Genomic DNA, 15,960 nt, shown 5'->3' with positions numbered 1-15,960 from the left:
TATAAATGAAAAAGAAGATATTGATTGTAGATGATGAACCAAATATAGTGATGTCACTGGAATACGCTTTCAAAAAGAAGAATTTCGAAGTGTTTATAGCTCGAGATGGAAGCGAAGCTATTCAACTATTAGAAAAAGAAATTCCAGATGTCGTATTGTTGGATATTATGATGCCTAATATAGATGGATATCAAACCGTATCCTACATAAAAAAACACGAGAAACTAAAAAAAGTAAAAACAGTTTTTTTATCGGCTAAAAATAAAACCTCAGATATAGAAAAAGGGTTAGAAATGGGGGTAGACCAGTATCTGACAAAGCCTTTTTCGGTCAAAAAAGTAATTGCAGAAATAGAAAAATTACTTATCTGATGAAGTTAGGATAGATTCAGGAACTACTTCTGGAGTTATTTATAAAAAAGTAACCATTCGTGAATTTGATTCATGAAAAATTGAAGACATAAATAAAAAATTAACCATAAAAACATAAATCATGGAAGTACGAGAAACCCTCCAGCTACGGTCTTTTGCAGAGTATAAAGAAGCGTATCAAAAAAGTGTAGAAAACCCAGAAGAATTTTGGGATGCGATCGCAGAAAAATTTTACTGGCATAAGAAATGGGATAAAACATTAGAGTGGGATTTTACGAAACCCGAGGTGAAATGGTTTCAGGGAGGGAAGCTGAATATCACGGAGAATTGTCTGGATCGCCACTTAGATAAATTAGGGAATAAAACAGCGATCATTTGGGAACCCAATAATCCAGATGAAGAATCTCGCCATATTACGTATAGGCAGCTTTTTGTAAAAGTTTCTCGTTTTGCAAATGTTTTAAAGAACAATGGAATCAAAAAAGGAGATAGGGTGTGTATTTATATGCCGATGATTCCGGAGTTAGCTATCGCAATGTTAGCATGTGCCAGAATTGGAGCTATTCACTCTATTGTTTTTGCAGGTTTTTCCAGTTCTGCAATTGCTAGCCGAATCAATGATTCGTCATGTAAGATGCTTATTACTGCAAATGAAGTATATAGAGGAAGTAAGCCTGTGAAGTTGAAAGAAATGTGCGATGAAGCCTTGAAAAATACTCCTACAGTCCAGACTGTTATTGTCTATAGAAGGACGGTCGAGCCTACACCAATGACTCCAGGACGTGATAAGTTTTGGTTTGAAGAGTTGCAAAAAGCAGAAAAAGAATGCCCAGCAGAAGTAATGGATGCAGAAGATGTACTTTTTATATTGTATACCTCTGGATCAACAGGAAAACCTAAAGGAATGGTGCACACAATAGGAGGGTATATGGTGTATACGACCTATACATTTGCCAATGTTTTTCAATGTGATCATTTTGCACCGACAGGAGTAAAAAACCAATCAAAACCTAAGAGTGATGTGTATTGGTGCACAGCGGATATCGGTTGGATTACAGGACATTCCTATATAGTATATGGTCCTTTGGCAGCTGGAGTGACTACTGTTATGTTTGAAGGGGTGCCAAGCTATCCTGATTATGGTCGTTTTTGGGAAATTTGTGACAAGTTGGATGTAACTCATTTTTATACAGCGCCAACTGCTATTCGAGCATTGGCTAAGCAGTCACTGGATCTGGTTAATAAACACGACCTGAATTCATTAAAAGTATTAGGATCGGTAGGAGAGCCTATTAATGATGAGGCATGGCACTGGTATAATGATAATATAGGAAAAGGGAATTCTCCTATTGTCGATACCTGGTGGCAGACAGAAACCGGAGGGATTATGATTTCTCCTCTGGCAGGAATAACTCCAACCCGACCTACTTTTGCAACATTACCTCTACCAGGAATTCAACCAGTATTAATGGATGAAGAAGGAAAGGAAATTCCATTTAAATCACAAAAATCAGAAGGACGATTAGCTATAAAGTATCCATGGCCTTCTATGGCAAGAACTATTTATAGAGATCATCAGCGTTATAAAGATGTATATTTCTCTGCATATGATAAAATGTACTTTACAGGAGATGGGGCTTATAGAGATGCTACCGGGAATTATAGGATTACAGGAAGAGTTGATGATGTGGTAATAGTTTCTGGGCATAATTTGGGGACCGCTCCTATAGAAAACGCAATCAATGAACATTTATCAGTGGCAGAATCAGCAATCGTAGGATTCCCTCATGATATAAAAGGAACTGCCTTATATGCGTATGTGACTCTGCATGAGAATCAAGTAGGGGATGATGAGTTACGTGCCAAAATCAGAGAACAGGTTTCTAATACTATTGGTCCGATCGCAAAACCAGATAAAGTACAGTTTGTAGAAGGACTGCCTAAAACCAGAAGTGGTAAAATCATGAGAAGGATTCTTCGTAAGATAGCTTCTAAGGATACAAGTAACCTAGGAGATACCTCTACACTATTAAATCCAGATGTTGTAAAAGATATTATGGAGAATGCCTTGTAAAAATAAAAACGGCTGTAAAATTATTACAGCCGTTTTTATTTTCTTTTCGATGAAAAGCCTAGTCAAAATAACTAAAGGTTTCTCCTTCTTTTATTTGTAATAAACTTTCATAAATTAATGAAATAACATTTTCTACATCTTCACGGTGTACCATTTCTACAGTGGTATGCATGTATCGAAGTGGAAGCGAAATTAAAGCAGAAGCAACTCCCCCGTTACTATATGCAAAAGCATCGGTATCGGTACCTGTCATTCTGCTGGAAGCCATTCGCTGAAATGGAATTTTTTTGCTTTCTGCAGTATCGATAAGAAGTTCTCTTAGTTTATTCTGAACTGCAGGAGCGTAAGAAATTACAGGACCATCTCCAATTTTTGTTTCTCCTTGTGTTTTCTTTTCAATCATAGGCGTTGTGGTGTCATGACATACATCAGTTACGATAGCTACATCTGGTTTGATAGTATGAGTTATCATTTCTGCTCCCCTGAGACCAATTTCTTCCTGTACAGAATTAGTGATGTATAAACCAAAAGGAAGCTCCTTTTTATTTTCTTTTAAAAGTCGTGCAACTTCTGCAATCATAAAACCACCCATTCGGTTGTCCAAAGCTCTGCAAACAAATTTGTTTTCATTTAGAATAAAAAACTCGTCAGGGTAGGTAATTACACAACCTACGTGAACCCCTAATTCCAATACTTCTTCTTTGGTATTACACCCGACGTCAATACAAATGTTTTCCAATGTAGGAGCCTGTTCTTTAGAACCTTTTCTGGTATGAATAGCTGGCCATCCAAAAACTCCTTTTACAATACCTTTTTTTGTGTGAATATTAACTCTTTTAGAAGTTGCAATCTGGTGGTCACTTCCTCCATTTCTTATAACATAAATGAGACCATTGTCTGTAATGTAATTAACATACCAGGAAATTTCATCAGCATGCCCTTCTATAACAACCTTATATGGAGCTTTAGGATTAATAACTCCAACAGCAGTACCGTATGTGTCCGTTATAAACTCATCTACATATGGTTTTAAATAATCCATCCATATTTTTTGCCCTTCCCATTCATACCCGGTAGGAGCAGCATTATTTAGATATTTTTCTAAAAAATCTAAAGATTTTTTATTAAGTATACTTTTTTTTGCCATGCGTACTATATGTTTTTATGCGAAATTAATAATATTCACATAGTTTTAATAGTTTACGATTACTTAATTAGTAATTTTGAAATTAAAAAATACTGTTATGATAAAGTATGTACTTAGTATAGTATTATGTACACTGTTAACCAAACTTTATGGACAGGAAGAAAACATCATCCCCAAAGATACCACCCAGTATGTTCAGTATTATATAATAGAAGGTGATACAATACCACATGATGCAATTGACCTTGATGAAGTTATTATTCTGGGAAAACTAAAATTCAAGGATAATCTAGAGAAAAGGAAATACTTAATCTTAAGAAGGAAAACAAGAAAAGTATATCCTTATGCTAAATTGGCAGCAGATAGGTTAGGTGTGCTTCATGATCGGTTAGCCGAAATAACTACGAGAAAAAAGAAAAAGAAGTACGTAAAAATGCTGCAGAAATACATGGAAGAAGAATTTACTGCAGAATTAAAGAAACTGACACGTACAGAGGGGCAGATTTTAGTAAAATTAATTCATAGACAGACAGGAGTTACTATGTTTGATTTGGTAAAGGAGCATCGTAGTGGATGGAAAGCATTTTGGTATAATAATACGGCCAGGTTATTTAATATTTCCCTAAAAAAAGGATATGATCCAATAAATGTAGAAGAAGATTATTGGATAGAGGATATTTTGCAGCGAAGTTTTCAGGCAAATATCCTGGATGAACAAAAAACAGCTCTTGATTTTAGTTTTTATGACTTAAGAAATAAGTGGGCAATACCGAAAGTGAGTGATAAAAAAGAATAAAATAAAGTTTTCGTACAAGTAAAACTGTTTTTTGTAACAAAAAAGCATTGTTTAAATAATAAAAGAGGCGAAAAATACTTCTTCGTAAATGTTTTTTTATTAATTTAGTATTCTATCTTTTTTTAAATCAGCGTTTTCTGTTTTTGGGTTAAAAAAAACGCAAAAAAAGTATTGCTGAATATGAAAAAGGTTGTATGTTTGCACCCGCTTAGCCGAGGGGCTGATGTTCATTGAAAACGGGGATTTTAAAGGAGTAAGTATTTAGAGATACTTGCTTTAAAAAATCATAAAAAAGCACACTTTTTTGTTTCGGTAAAATACATGTTTTCTTGTGAGAGTAGGTGTGAGTTACTGAGTAATTATAGCAAGTTTTTTGTTAGGTAAACTATGGTTTATTTAAGATTTAAAAACTGTTATAAAAAAGTAAAAAAAAAACTTTAAAAAAAGTTTTGTCAGAAACAAAAAAGGTTTGTATGTTTGCACCCGCTTATCGAAAGGATAAGAGTTCATAAAAATAGTTATACTGGAGTAAAGTATTGATGATACTTAATAAGGTTCGATTCCTATTTAACGTACGAAAAGACGGTTTAATTTTCGGATTAGACTTACGTTCATAAACATATTGATTGACAGCGCGTATATAGAAATATATAAGCATTAGAATTAAGACTAGAAACATCATTGAGAAGACACAATTCCATAGTTGTTGAATCTAAATAATATTTAAGAATTCACGATGAAGAGTTTGATCCTGGCTCAGGATGAACGCTAGCGGCAGGCTTAACACATGCAAGTCGAGGGGTAACAGGAGATTGCTTGCAATCTTGCTGACGACCGGCGCACGGGTGCGTAACGCGTATAGAACCTACCTTTAAGTAAGGGATAGCCCAGAGAAATTTGGATTAATACCTTATAGTATTATTTGATTGCATAATTAAATAATTAAAGATTTATCGCTTAGAGATGGCTATGCGTTCTATTAGCTAGTTGGTATGGTAACGGCATACCAAGGCTACGATAGATAGGGGTCCTGAGAGGGAGATCCCCCACACTGGTACTGAGACACGGACCAGACTCCTACGGGAGGCAGCAGTGAGGAATATTGGACAATGGAGGCAACTCTGATCCAGCCATGCCGCGTGTAGGAAGACTGCCCTATGGGTTGTAAACTACTTTTATAGAGGAAGAAACCGCAATACGTGTATTGCTCTGACGGTACTCTACGAATAAGGATCGGCTAACTCCGTGCCAGCAGCCGCGGTAATACGGAGGATCCAAGCGTTATCCGGAATCATTGGGTTTAAAGGGTCCGTAGGCGGGCGTATAAGTCAGTGGTGAAAGTTTGCGGCTCAACCGTAAAATTGCCATTGATACTGTATGTCTTGAATAATTGTGAAGTGGTTAGAATATGTAGTGTAGCGGTGAAATGCATAGATATTACATAGAATACCGATTGCGAAGGCAGATCACTAACAATTTATTGACGCTGATGGACGAAAGCGTGGGTAGCGAACAGGATTAGATACCCTGGTAGTCCACGCCGTAAACGATGGTCACTAGCTGTTTGGTTTTCGGACTGAGTGGCTAAGCGAAAGTGATAAGTGACCCACCTGGGGAGTACGTTCGCAAGAATGAAACTCAAAGGAATTGACGGGGGCCCGCACAAGCGGTGGAGCATGTGGTTTAATTCGATGATACGCGAGGAACCTTACCAGGGCTTAAATGTAAGTTGCATGATTTAGAGATAGATCTTTCTTCGGACTACTTACAAGGTGCTGCATGGTTGTCGTCAGCTCGTGCCGTGAGGTGTCAGGTTAAGTCCTATAACGAGCGCAACCCCTGTTGTTAGTTGCTAGCAGGTTAAGCTGAGAACTCTAACAAGACTGCCGGTGCAAACCGTGAGGAAGGTGGGGATGACGTCAAATCATCACGGCCCTTACGTCCTGGGCTACACACGTGCTACAATGGTATATACAGAGAGCAGCCACTTGGTGACAAGGCGCGAATCTATAAAGTATATCACAGTTCGGATCGGAGTCTGCAACTCGACTCCGTGAAGCTGGAATCGCTAGTAATCGCATATCAGCCATGATGCGGTGAATACGTTCCCGGGCCTTGTACACACCGCCCGTCAAGCCATGGAAGCTGGGGGTACCTGAAGTCCGTCACCGCAAGGAGCGGCCTAGGGTAAAACTAGTAACTGGGGCTAAGTCGTAACAAGGTAGCCGTACCGGAAGGTGCGGCTGGAACACCTCCTTTCTAGAGATTACGATACAATTATGGTTATTCTTATTTGTTTTTAGTCTTAAGCTGTTAATTAAGATATGCAGTCTCATAGCTCAGCTGGTTAGAGCGCTACACTGATAATGTAGAGGTCGGCAGTTCGAGTCTGCCTGAGACTACGAAGTTCATATTTATAGATACTGGAAATTTTAGAAGTTGAGTTTAGCTACTTCATTTTGTAGGAGTTTTTAAGACGCTTCTTGGATATATGGGGGATTAGCTCAGCTGGCTAGAGCGCCTGCCTTGCACGCAGGAGGTCATCGGTTCGACTCCGATATTCTCCACAAGGTAGTATATTTATTATACTACAAGAATAGATATTGATTTTTAAAATTAATTATCTGTTTTATAACGTTCATTGACATATTGATCAAAATAATACGAGCGCACAAAAAAAGTGTGTTAAAAAAAATATAGTAAATAAAAACTAAAGAGCATAAAAGCAAAACGCATAAGCTAATTAAGGGCGTATGGGGAATGCCTAGGCTCTCAGAGGCGAAGAAGGACGTGATAAGCTGCGAAAAGCTACGGGGACTGGCACATACAGATTGATCCGTAGATATCCGAATGGGGCAACCCGGTATATTGAAGATATATCACTCCGTAAGGAGGGCAAACCCGGAGAACTGAAACATCTAAGTACCCGGAGGAGAAGAAAACAACAGTGATTCCGCTAGTAGTGGCGAGCGAACGCGGAGCAGCCCAAACCTATATAGCTACGGCTATATAGGGGTTATAGGACTACAATATTTGATAAGGATTGAATTAGAAATGTTTGGAAAGACATACCATAGAGGGTGATAGTCCCGTATAGGTAAGCTTCTTATTGATAGTAGTATCCTGAGTAGGTCGGGACACGTGTAATCCTGATTGAATTTGGCGGGCCCATCCGCTAAGGCTAAATACTCCTGAGAGACCGATAGTGAACCAGTACCGTGAGGGAAAGGTGAAAAGAACCCTAAATAAGGGAGTGAAAAAGATCCTGAAACCATACGCTTACAAGCGGTCGGAGCCTATTAAGGTGACGGCGTGCCTTTTGCATAATGAGCCTACGAGTTACTTTATCTAGCAAGGTTAAGGTGTTCAGCACTGTATCCGTAGCGAAAGCGAGTCTGAATAGGGCGTTTAAGTTAGGTTGAGTAGACGCGAAACCGTGTGATCTACCCTTGGGCAGGTTGAAGCTTTGTTAACCCAAAGTGGAGGACCGAACCCGTTGACGTTGAAAAGTCTTGGGATGACCTGAGGGTAGGGGTGAAAGGCCAATCAAACTCGGAAATAGCTCGTACTCCCCGAAATGCATTTAGGTGCAGCGTTGATATAGTTTTATAGAGGTAGAGCTACTGATTGGATGCGGGGGCTTCACCGCCTACCAATTCCTGACAAACTCCGAATGCTATAAAATGTTTATCAGCAGTGAGGGCATGGGTGCTAAGGTCCATGTCCGAGAGGGAAAGAACCCAGACCATCAGCTAAGGTCCCTAAATATATGTTAAGTTGAATAAACGCGGTTGAACTGCTTAGACAGCTAGGATGTTGGCTTGGAAGCAGCCATTCATTTAAAGAGTGCGTAACAGCTCACTAGTCGAGCGGTTTGGCATGGATAATAATCGGGCATAAACATATTACCGAAGCTATGGACAGAAATATCTGTGGTAGGGGAGCATTGTAGTTGCGTTGAAGGTGAGAGGCGATTCTTGCTGGAGTATCTACAAAAGAAAATGTAGGCATAAGTAACGATAAGGCAGGCGAGAAACCTGCCCACCGAAAGACTAAGGTTTCCTCAGCTATGCTAATCAGCTGAGGGTTAGTCGGGCCCTAACGCGAACCCGAAAGGGGTAGTGGATGGACAACAGGTTAATATTCCTGTACCTGCACCACGTTAAAAGTGACGTAGGCGAGAAGTTAACGCGTACTGACGGAATAGTACGTTGAAGGGAGTAGTAATACCCTGATAGTACACAGAGACTTCGGTTAATGTGATAGTTTAGCGAATCGACTACCAAGAAAAGCGAGTGGCTGCAGCCCGTACCGTAAACCGACACAGGTAGTTGGGATGAGAATTCTAAGGTGCTCGAGAGATTCATGGCTAAGGAACTAGGCAAAATAGACCTGTAACTTCGGGAGAAAGGTCGCCCTGAGCAATCAGGGCCGCAGTGAATAGGTCCAGGCGACTGTTTATCAAAAACACAGGGCTATGCTAAATCGAAAGATGACGTATATGGCCTGACACCTGCCCGGTGCCGGAAGGTTAAGAGGAGATGTTAGCTTCGGCGAGGCATTGAATTGAAGCCCCGGTAAACGGCGGCCGTAACTATAACGGTCCTAAGGTAGCGAAATTCCTTGTCGGGTAAGTTCCGACCTGCACGAATGGTGCAACGATCTGGACACTGTCTCAGCCATGAGCTCGGTGAAATTGTAGTATCGGTGAAGATGCCGGTTACCCGCTACGGGACGAAAAGACCCTGTGAACCTTTACTATAGCTTAGTATTGACTTTGGATAAGTAATGTGTAGGATAGGTGGGAGACTTCGATCATGCGTCGCCAGGCGTGTGTGAGTCATTGTTGAAATACCACCCTTTGCTTATTCGAAGCCTAACTCAGAGATGAGGACAGTGCTTGGTGGGTAGTTTGACTGGGGTGGTCGCCTCCAAAAGAGTAACGGAGGCTTCTAAAGGTTCCCTCAGTACGGTTGGTAATCGTGCGTAGAGTGCAATGGCATAAGGGAGCTTGACTGAGAGACCTACAAGTCGATCAGGTACGAAAGTAGAGCATAGTGATCCGGTGGTTCCGTATGGAAGGGCCATCGCTCAAAGGATAAAAGGTACTCCGGGGATAACAGGCTGATCTCCCCCAAGAGCTCACATCGACGGGGGGGTTTGGCACCTCGATGTCGGCTCGTCACATCCTGGGGCTGGAGAAGGTCCCAAGGGTTGGGCTGTTCGCCCATTAAAGTGGCACGCGAGCTGGGTTCAGAACGTCGTGAGACAGTTCGGTCTCTATCTGTAGTGGGCGTTAGAAATTTGAGTGGATCTGACTTTAGTACGAGAGGACCGAGTTGGACGAACCGCTGGTGTATCTGTTGTTCCGCCAGGAGCACTGCAGAGTAGCTACGTTCGGAAGGGATAAGCGCTGAAAGCATATAAGCGCGAAACCCACCACAAGATGAGATTTCTTTAAAGGGTCGTGATAGACGATCACGTTGATAGGCTATAGGTGTAAAGGCAGTAATGTCATAGCCGAGTAGTACTAATAACCCATAGGCTTATGCGCGCCCCGGCTTTATTGTCGGGGTGAAGACTTGCTTTATGATTTTGCTTTTTATTTACAGTATTAAACAGGAGTTTTATATTGATCAATATGTTAAAATATTATGTAGTTGTGTTTTTAAATATAACACAAGGCTATAAAGACTTAAGGTGGTTATAGCAACGGGGCTCACCTCTTACCATTCCGAACAGAGCAGTTAAGCCCGTTAGCGCCGATGGTACTACTACTGTGGGAGAGTAGGTCGCCGCCTTTTTTGATGCCCTTCATTGTTTAATGGAGGGCATTTTTTTTTGTTGTATAGTTCTCAGCAGGTGTACTTACTACCTATAGCCTAAATACCCCCCCCCATCCTATAGTAGAGAACTGTTTTAGCGTTTAGTATCGCTTAAAAAGGCTATGATATCCTGTTGTTTTATCAGACTGAGGACAATTTAGTATAAAGGTCTATAAAGGCTGGAAAATAAGCAGTGCTTAGGGCTGAAGGAAGAACATTATGGTTACAGTTCTAAAAAAGCTTCTCCTGTTTCATCAAAGAAGGTTTTTTAGTATTAGGTTAGACCACGGCTGAGATTACTTGAGAAATTGTTAGAATACAAGACTGTTCTTAATCTTCGATATAATCTTTGTATTCAATAAAAAAGGCTTCCATAGAGAGCATGTTGCTATGGAGAAAAAACATAGTGTCATCCCAGGTATTTTTATTGTGCACACTTACTTTAGGTAGCTCCGTGTATAACCGGGATATAATTTTCCCATTTTCTAATGTATAGGAATCATCAAAGATAATTTCACTGAGGTAATCTGTTTCTAGAATATTTTGTAAGGATTGGAACTTATCATAATAATATGACCGGATAAAATCATCTTCAGGCTCAATGTCTATAGATACCTGAGCTTTCTTAGTAGTGAAAGTAAATTTTAGTGTTACTCCTTTTATTTTTGTATTATAAAGTAGCCATTTTCTAGGGTACTTTTTGCCAAATGAAGTCCAGAATTCCTGACGTATTTTTTTTGATTCTTCTTTACTAAACATATGCTTTTAGATAAGATAAGCGATTATAGTAGCTAGTAGTATAATGACTAATTTGGTTATATTAAATTTATGACCTTCGTTACTTTCAAATAAAATAGTAGTAGAAACATGTAAGAAGATACCAATAACCAAAGCCGTAGTTTCTTTATAGAAATATTGAACAGCGGTAAAGCTTTCAGATATAAAAGCGCCTAGGGGAGTGATTAAAGAAAAACACAGTAAAAAGGAAAATATGGTAACCTTTTTTATTGCTGTTTGCAGTAAAAAAGTAGTCAAAATCATGGCGATTGGTATTTTGTGAATAATAATACCAATAAGCATTCTATCATTATGATGCATAGGAAACCCTTCTAGAAGAGCGTGAATAGTTAAACTGGTAATCAATAAAACCGGTAAGTTTTTGGTTTTTTTATTGATATGTACATGACCGTGTTCTGCTCCTTGTGAGAAATACTCCAATACTTTTTGGAGAAGGATTCCTACCATAATCCATACTCCAGTTTTTTTGGAATGATGATTTTCTTCAAAAATTTCGGGAAGTAAATCGAATACAGTTACTGCCAGAAGAAAAGCACCACTAAATGAGAGTAGTAAACTGAGTTTTTTCTGATCGTTAGGTTTAAATAATAAAACTAATAACGCTCCTAATAGGACTGATGATATAGATAAAATATAGTTATACACTATTTGAATATTAAAATGAGTCTTTCAGAGTTGTTTTTATTGAATTTTTGAAGCTGATAACTCCCAAAAATATCGAGTAGTTGGATATTTGCCTTTTCGAAATAGACTTGAAAGTCATCAAGAGTTATAGCTTTTACACGTTCGGTATAGGAGTATTCCTGACCTTTATCAGTAAATGTAATGTCTTTATGGATGTAGTTGTTTTTTACATATCGTGATATATGAAAAGAGATACCCTCTACTTCCTTGATCTCTTCGGGGACCAGGTTATTGATAACATTGGTTACGTTCATAAAATCAATAACGGCAAACCCTCTTTCGCTAAGAGTAGATTTAATCGCTTTTATAGTATTGAGATTATCTTCTTCATTTTCGAAATATCCAAAACTTGTAAAAAGATTGAAAACAGCATCGAATTTTTCAGGATATGGTTGGCACATATCATGTACACGGAATTTTAATCGTTCATTTTCGAATTGAGAAGCATATTCAATACTATTTTTGGATAAATCAGCTCCTGTGACATTATACCCCAGTTGGTTGAGATATATACTATGTCTTCCTTTTCCGCAAGCAAGGTCTAGTATCGTTTCTTCGGGACCAAGACTTAGATAAGTTGTGAGATTATCCATGAACTGTTGTGCTTCTTTGTAGTCTCTGTCTTTATATAGTATGTGGTAGTATGGTGTATCAAACCATGATGCATACCACTTTGTTGAATCTTTTAGCATAAGGCACAAAATTAATGTATTTTTGCGGTTTAATAATAGTGAATAGTAAGATAGTGAGCAATAGATTTAAAATGGTAGCTAAAACCTTTTATGGTTTTGAGGAAATATTGGCAAATGAGCTTAGGTCTTTAGGGGCTGAAAAGGTCCAGGAAGGTAATAGAATGGTTAGTTTTTATGGAGATAAAGGGTTTATGTATAAGGCTAATTTATGCTTGAGAACAGCTCTTAAAATTTTAAAACCAATTGCTACTAAGAAAGTAAGAAATGAACAACAGCTCTATACTTTTATACAATCGATCCGATGGATGGACTATTTGGATGTTTCCGATTCTTTTGCAATTTATACCACTGTTAATTCTACAATATTTACCCATTCTCATTTTATATCTCTAAAGGCAAAAGACGCGATTGTAGATAAATTTAGAAATACCAAGGGGAGAAGACCTAATGTGGATACTGATTATCCGGATTTAACTATTAATATTCATATACAACAAGACTTGTGTACAGTGTCATTAGATAGCTCCGGAGGGTCCTTACACCATAGAGGATATCGTCAGGTTACCAATATAGCTCCTATCAATGAGGTTTTGGCAGCTGGAATTTTATTGCTATCAGGATGGAAGGGGCAGTCACATTTTATGGATCCTATGTGTGGTAGCGGTACCTTGGCTATTGAAGCAGCAATGATTGCATGCAATATTCCGCCCAATTTAAACCGAAAGGAATTCGCATTCGAAAAATGGTTGGATTGGGATATGGATCTATTTGAAAAAATTGAAGAATCGTGCCTGAATAAGACAAGAGATTTTAAATATAGCATAACAGCAATGGATAAAGCACCTTCTGCTATAAGAAAAACAAGAGATAATATTAGAAATGCAAATTTAGAAGAGTTTATAAAAGTCGAAGAAGGTAACTTTTTTGAAAGTGAAAAGAAAAATGAAGAGACATTACATATGGTATTCAATCCTCCTTATGGGGAACGGTTGCAGTTAAACCCTGAAGTTTTTTATGGAGAAATAGGAGATACTCTTAAAAGAGGATACCCAGGGACTAATGCTTGGTTTATAACATCGAATATTGAAGGGTTAAAATATGTAGGTTTACGCCCCTCCCGAAAAATTAAAGTTTTTAACGGTAAATTAGAATCCAGACTGGTGAAATATGAAATGTATAAAGGGAGTAAAAAGGCAAAATATAATTAAAAAATCAGATATAGGCTATAAAAAAACCATCAGTGTCATACTGATGGTTTTTTTTTACAATCGTCTTGATTACGATTCTATTTTTTTACAGTCATTACATTTTCCAATTAATAAAAATTGAGTTTCATTTACTTCATAATCTTCCAGATTTGGAACTTCTATTTTATGAGGTAAGCAAGTCACTGTATTGCAAGATTTGCATTGAAAGTGTATGTGATTGTGCATTTCATGCTCGATAGAACAGCTATTACACATGGCGTAGTAGGCTTTTCCATCTTCTCCGGTAACGAAATGTACTTTTCCTTTATCTACAAACCGATCTAATATCCTGTATACGGTAGACTTATTGACTTTAATTGGAATAGCCTCTAATATGGCATCAGCGGACATCGTATGTTTAGATTTGGAAAGAATCTCTATTACATAATCTTGCTTCTGTGTGTTTCTTGTTTTTTTCATACGAAAAACTACTATGAGTACGTTATATTTTGTATTATTGCAAATGGATTGCAATAGTTAAAATTATTTTCTTGTAATTTACAAAAAAATTCTATCCTAGCCATTTGTAAAAGAATTATATCCTATTTCATCTCCATATAATACTAGTTAGATATAAAAATAATTATGAATAAAATTTTTCCTTCCATTAATTGGGATCTTTTAGGGTTGTCAGCCTCTTTTTTATGTGTTATGCATTGTATTGCATTGCCATTTATTATTATGTTTTTTCCTCTGCTTGGAATGAGTTTTTTGGAAAACTCATTAACAGAGATGGGGTTGATTTTGTCAAGTGTTTCTATAGCGGCAATAGCGATTATCCGAGGATATGTTAGTTACCATAAAAAAAAGAGTGTTTTGTTTATGTTAATCGGAGCTGTTTTATTGTTTTTACTGGGGATTTTAATAGAACACCCAACAATAGAGAAAGGGAGTCATTTAATAGCAACTATTTTACTTATTGTTGCCCACCTTTTCAATTGGAAAGAGATACGAAAAAGAAAGAAATGTTCTTGTAGTTATTGTTCTAAGTAGTTTTTACTTCTTTATTTTCTCCTTTTAAAGAAAGGGATCATATAGCTAATAGAATATCCGTAACCGACATTATAGTCTCCTATATCATTGGTTTTTCCAAACCCAGGAATATATAAGTTGTCATATCCGCTAGGTTGTTTTTCATGTATCATTCTTTTTAGAGAAATATTAGCACCTAAATATAGATTGTTTAGTACTTCTACTTTTATTCCGAATAATAAGCTAACCCACCCTGCATTTAGCCCGGTAGTTTCTATAGCTTCCGTTCTTGTAGTATCCCCAAAATAATCTGTTCCGGTAAAAATTTTGTATGCTACTAAATTTTGATCAAAATTGCTATACCCATATCTTAGACCGAAATAAATATTGTTCTGCATTCCATACCAATTTTTATAAGCATTGTAATCAAATCCAAAATTGATATAATTTCCAGCACCTTTTACAGTGATATTTTCTTCTTTTCTGTTGAGTGATTCATTTCCGAATTCAGTAGCAATATAAAAGTTTTTATATATTCTATAATCTGCAACTATTTCAAAACCCGAATAATCATCATCAAAAGAGCTTCTAATAATTTTTGCTACATCAATACCAGCTCGAATGCCATATTTTTCTGCCGGTGGTAGGGTATCTGTAGCTTTTTTTTGTGCATTTTGACTACAAATACTATTGGTAAGGCATAGGCTAATGATAAATAAAAATATGCGCACTTTCTTCATCTGTTATATTTGATCTTTCGACACTTATACGTTTAATCCAGTTGTTTTCTGTTGGTTGTTCTATTACCTCTTCACTTGTGATTCCTTCAAACGTAACCCTAAAACCGCAGGCACTACTTACATAGTCTTCTACAGGGGTATATTCTATACTAATCGTGTCTCTATTAATAAGGGCAGGATTTTCGTTCTGAGAATTAATGGTAAGTTCGTATTTGGTTACCGTAGAATTCGTATTCAGAGGAATCATGATATTACCTTCAGCGATTTCTCCATAATCGTATGGTTCATTAATTGTGGAATCGATTGCTTTAACTTCTAATTGTACCGGGTTTTTTACTTCTGTATTGGTGATGTTATCAATAAATCTAATAACAAGTTTTGGCGTTGTTGGAGTATCTGCTGAACAAATATCATCTCTTTCACATCCACTATTACTATATAAATAACCAGATAAGATTAGTAAAGTAAGTATTTTTTTGAATGAGTTTCTCATTTATTGCTCGATTGATAGCTAATTTTAGTTAAAAATATACGTGTACTATAAATAACTTTGGTTGTTTATAGAATGTTGCAATCAGCTTCCTTTATTTTAATAGTTTACTATAAATATAAGC

12 protein-coding genes, 2 tRNA genes and 3 rRNA genes are annotated in these 15,960 nt (G+C 37.5%); 10 read left to right on the top strand and 7 right to left on the bottom strand.

The window, feature by feature from the left end:
* The first annotated feature begins 5 nt into the window (after nucleotides 1–5).
* Together HN014_RS20665 and acs are read left to right on the top strand one after the other, a co-directional pair.
* Nucleotides 6–371, top strand: a complete 366-nt coding sequence (locus HN014_RS20665) for a response regulator transcription factor (RefSeq protein ID WP_176030724.1) — start codon at nucleotides 6–8, stop codon at nucleotides 369–371.
* Nucleotides 372–492: 121 nt separating this feature from the next.
* Entirely contained in the window at nucleotides 493–2,445 is a 1,953-nt protein-coding gene (gene acs / locus HN014_RS20660) for an acetate--CoA ligase (RefSeq protein WP_176030723.1), read from the top strand.
* Between the two features lie 58 nt (nucleotides 2,446–2,503).
* Here the strand turns inward: acs and HN014_RS20655 are convergent, their stop codons facing one another.
* The gene (locus HN014_RS20655) at nucleotides 2,504–3,592 is read right to left on the bottom strand and encodes a M42 family metallopeptidase (protein ID WP_176030722.1); all 1,089 of its coding nucleotides are present in this window, start codon (nucleotides 3,590–3,592) and stop codon (nucleotides 2,504–2,506) included.
* 97 nt (nucleotides 3,593–3,689) lie between these two features.
* Here HN014_RS20655 and HN014_RS20650 point away from each other — a divergent pair, with 97 nt between their 5' ends.
* The 6 genes from HN014_RS20650 to rrf all read left to right on the top strand — a co-directional run bounded on the left by HN014_RS20650 (nucleotide 3,690) and on the right by rrf (nucleotide 10,192).
* Complete coding sequence (locus tag HN014_RS20650; RefSeq protein WP_176030721.1) at nucleotides 3,690–4,388, top strand: DUF4294 domain-containing protein; 699 nt, start codon at nucleotides 3,690–3,692, stop codon at nucleotides 4,386–4,388.
* 733 nt (nucleotides 4,389–5,121) lie between these two features.
* A 16S ribosomal RNA gene (locus HN014_RS20645) occupies nucleotides 5,122–6,647 on the top strand.
* Nucleotides 6,648–6,716: 69 nt separating this feature from the next.
* Nucleotides 6,717–6,790: transfer RNA gene (locus HN014_RS20640), tRNA-Ile, on the top strand.
* A 91-nt stretch (nucleotides 6,791–6,881) separates the two neighbouring features.
* Nucleotides 6,882–6,955: transfer RNA gene (locus HN014_RS20635), tRNA-Ala, on the top strand.
* 165 nt (nucleotides 6,956–7,120) lie between these two features.
* A 23S ribosomal RNA gene (locus HN014_RS20630) occupies nucleotides 7,121–9,942 on the top strand.
* A 142-nt stretch (nucleotides 9,943–10,084) separates the two neighbouring features.
* Nucleotides 10,085–10,192, top strand: a 5S ribosomal RNA gene (gene rrf / locus HN014_RS20625).
* The 16S, 23S and 5S rRNA genes sit together here with 2 tRNA genes alongside, the layout of an rRNA operon.
* Before the next feature lie 351 nt (nucleotides 10,193–10,543).
* Here the strand turns inward: rrf and HN014_RS20620 are convergent.
* From HN014_RS20620 to HN014_RS20610, 3 genes are read right to left on the bottom strand one after another with little or no spacing between them, the layout of a single operon-like run.
* A complete protein-coding gene (locus HN014_RS20620) occupies nucleotides 10,544–10,972 on the bottom strand; it encodes a DUF4268 domain-containing protein (protein ID WP_176030720.1) in 429 nt (142 codons plus the stop codon).
* A gap of 6 nt (nucleotides 10,973–10,978) precedes the next feature.
* Complete coding sequence (locus tag HN014_RS20615; RefSeq protein WP_368660062.1) at nucleotides 10,979–11,656, bottom strand: ZIP family metal transporter; 678 nt, start codon at nucleotides 11,654–11,656, stop codon at nucleotides 10,979–10,981.
* Nucleotides 11,656–12,387: a cyclopropane-fatty-acyl-phospholipid synthase family protein gene (locus HN014_RS20610; protein ID WP_176030719.1), complete on the bottom strand. Its 732-nt coding sequence runs from the start codon at nucleotides 12,385–12,387 to the stop codon at nucleotides 11,656–11,658. The genes HN014_RS20615 and HN014_RS20610 overlap by 1 nt, the downstream gene beginning before the upstream one ends.
* Nucleotides 12,388–12,458: 71 nt before the next feature.
* Here HN014_RS20610 and HN014_RS20605 point away from each other — a divergent pair, with 71 nt between their 5' ends.
* Nucleotides 12,459–13,595, top strand: coding sequence for a class I SAM-dependent RNA methyltransferase (locus HN014_RS20605; RefSeq protein ID WP_176030718.1), 1,137 nt, complete (start codon nucleotides 12,459–12,461; stop codon nucleotides 13,593–13,595).
* Nucleotides 13,596–13,664: 69 nt separating this feature from the next.
* Here the strand turns inward: HN014_RS20605 and HN014_RS20600 are convergent, their stop codons facing one another.
* Nucleotides 13,665–14,054 (bottom strand): Fur family transcriptional regulator, encoded by a 390-nt coding sequence (locus HN014_RS20600; RefSeq protein ID WP_176030717.1) that lies wholly within the window; start codon nucleotides 14,052–14,054, stop codon nucleotides 13,665–13,667.
* A 165-nt stretch (nucleotides 14,055–14,219) separates the two neighbouring features.
* On the opposite strand from HN014_RS20600, the gene HN014_RS20595 reads away from it, so the two are divergent.
* Nucleotides 14,220–14,627 (top strand): MerC domain-containing protein, encoded by a 408-nt coding sequence (locus HN014_RS20595; RefSeq protein ID WP_176030716.1) that lies wholly within the window; start codon nucleotides 14,220–14,222, stop codon nucleotides 14,625–14,627.
* Nucleotides 14,628–14,638: 11 nt separating this feature from the next.
* On the opposite strand, the gene HN014_RS20590 is transcribed toward HN014_RS20595, so the two are convergent.
* Both HN014_RS20590 and HN014_RS20585 read right to left on the bottom strand, forming a co-directional pair.
* On the bottom strand, nucleotides 14,639–15,346 hold the full coding sequence (locus tag HN014_RS20590) for a DUF6048 family protein (protein ID WP_176030715.1): 708 nt from the start codon (nucleotides 15,344–15,346) through the stop codon (nucleotides 14,639–14,641).
* Nucleotides 15,312–15,839: a DUF6452 family protein gene (locus HN014_RS20585; RefSeq protein ID WP_176030714.1), complete on the bottom strand. Its 528-nt coding sequence runs from the start codon at nucleotides 15,837–15,839 to the stop codon at nucleotides 15,312–15,314. The genes HN014_RS20590 and HN014_RS20585 overlap by 35 nt, the downstream gene beginning before the upstream one ends.
* Between the last annotated feature and the right edge of the window lie 121 nt (nucleotides 15,840–15,960).

Origin of the sequence: Aquimarina sp. TRL1 (assembly GCF_013365535.1) — a bacterium.
In the GTDB taxonomy this organism is placed as follows: domain Bacteria; phylum Bacteroidota; class Bacteroidia; order Flavobacteriales; family Flavobacteriaceae; genus Aquimarina; species Aquimarina hainanensis.
Note: the sequence above shows the minus strand (reverse complement) of the source record. Positions and strands in the feature narration are given on the sequence as shown.

Excerpts from the sequence above, each read along its gene's own strand:
- HN014_RS20605 (WP_176030718.1), top strand. The coding sequence starts at position 12,459 with ATGGTAGCTAAAACCTTTTATGGTTTTGAGGAAATATTGGCAAATGAG.
- HN014_RS20590 (WP_176030715.1), bottom strand. The coding sequence starts at position 15,346 with ATGAAGAAAGTGCGCATATTTTTATTTATCATTAGCCTATGCCTTACC.
- HN014_RS20665 (WP_176030724.1), top strand. The coding sequence starts at position 6 with ATGAAAAAGAAGATATTGATTGTAGATGATGAACCAAATATAGTGATG.
- acs (WP_176030723.1), top strand. The coding sequence starts at position 493 with ATGGAAGTACGAGAAACCCTCCAGCTACGGTCTTTTGCAGAGTATAAA.
- HN014_RS20655 (WP_176030722.1), bottom strand. The coding sequence starts at position 3,592 with ATGGCAAAAAAAAGTATACTTAATAAAAAATCTTTAGATTTTTTAGAA.
- HN014_RS20620 (WP_176030720.1), bottom strand. The coding sequence starts at position 10,972 with ATGTTTAGTAAAGAAGAATCAAAAAAAATACGTCAGGAATTCTGGACT.
- HN014_RS20595 (WP_176030716.1), top strand. The coding sequence starts at position 14,220 with ATGAATAAAATTTTTCCTTCCATTAATTGGGATCTTTTAGGGTTGTCA.
- HN014_RS20650 (WP_176030721.1), top strand. The coding sequence starts at position 3,690 with ATGATAAAGTATGTACTTAGTATAGTATTATGTACACTGTTAACCAAA.
- HN014_RS20610 (WP_176030719.1), bottom strand. The coding sequence starts at position 12,387 with ATGCTAAAAGATTCAACAAAGTGGTATGCATCATGGTTTGATACACCA.
- HN014_RS20600 (WP_176030717.1), bottom strand. The coding sequence starts at position 14,054 with ATGAAAAAAACAAGAAACACACAGAAGCAAGATTATGTAATAGAGATT.
- HN014_RS20585 (WP_176030714.1), bottom strand. The coding sequence starts at position 15,839 with ATGAGAAACTCATTCAAAAAAATACTTACTTTACTAATCTTATCTGGT.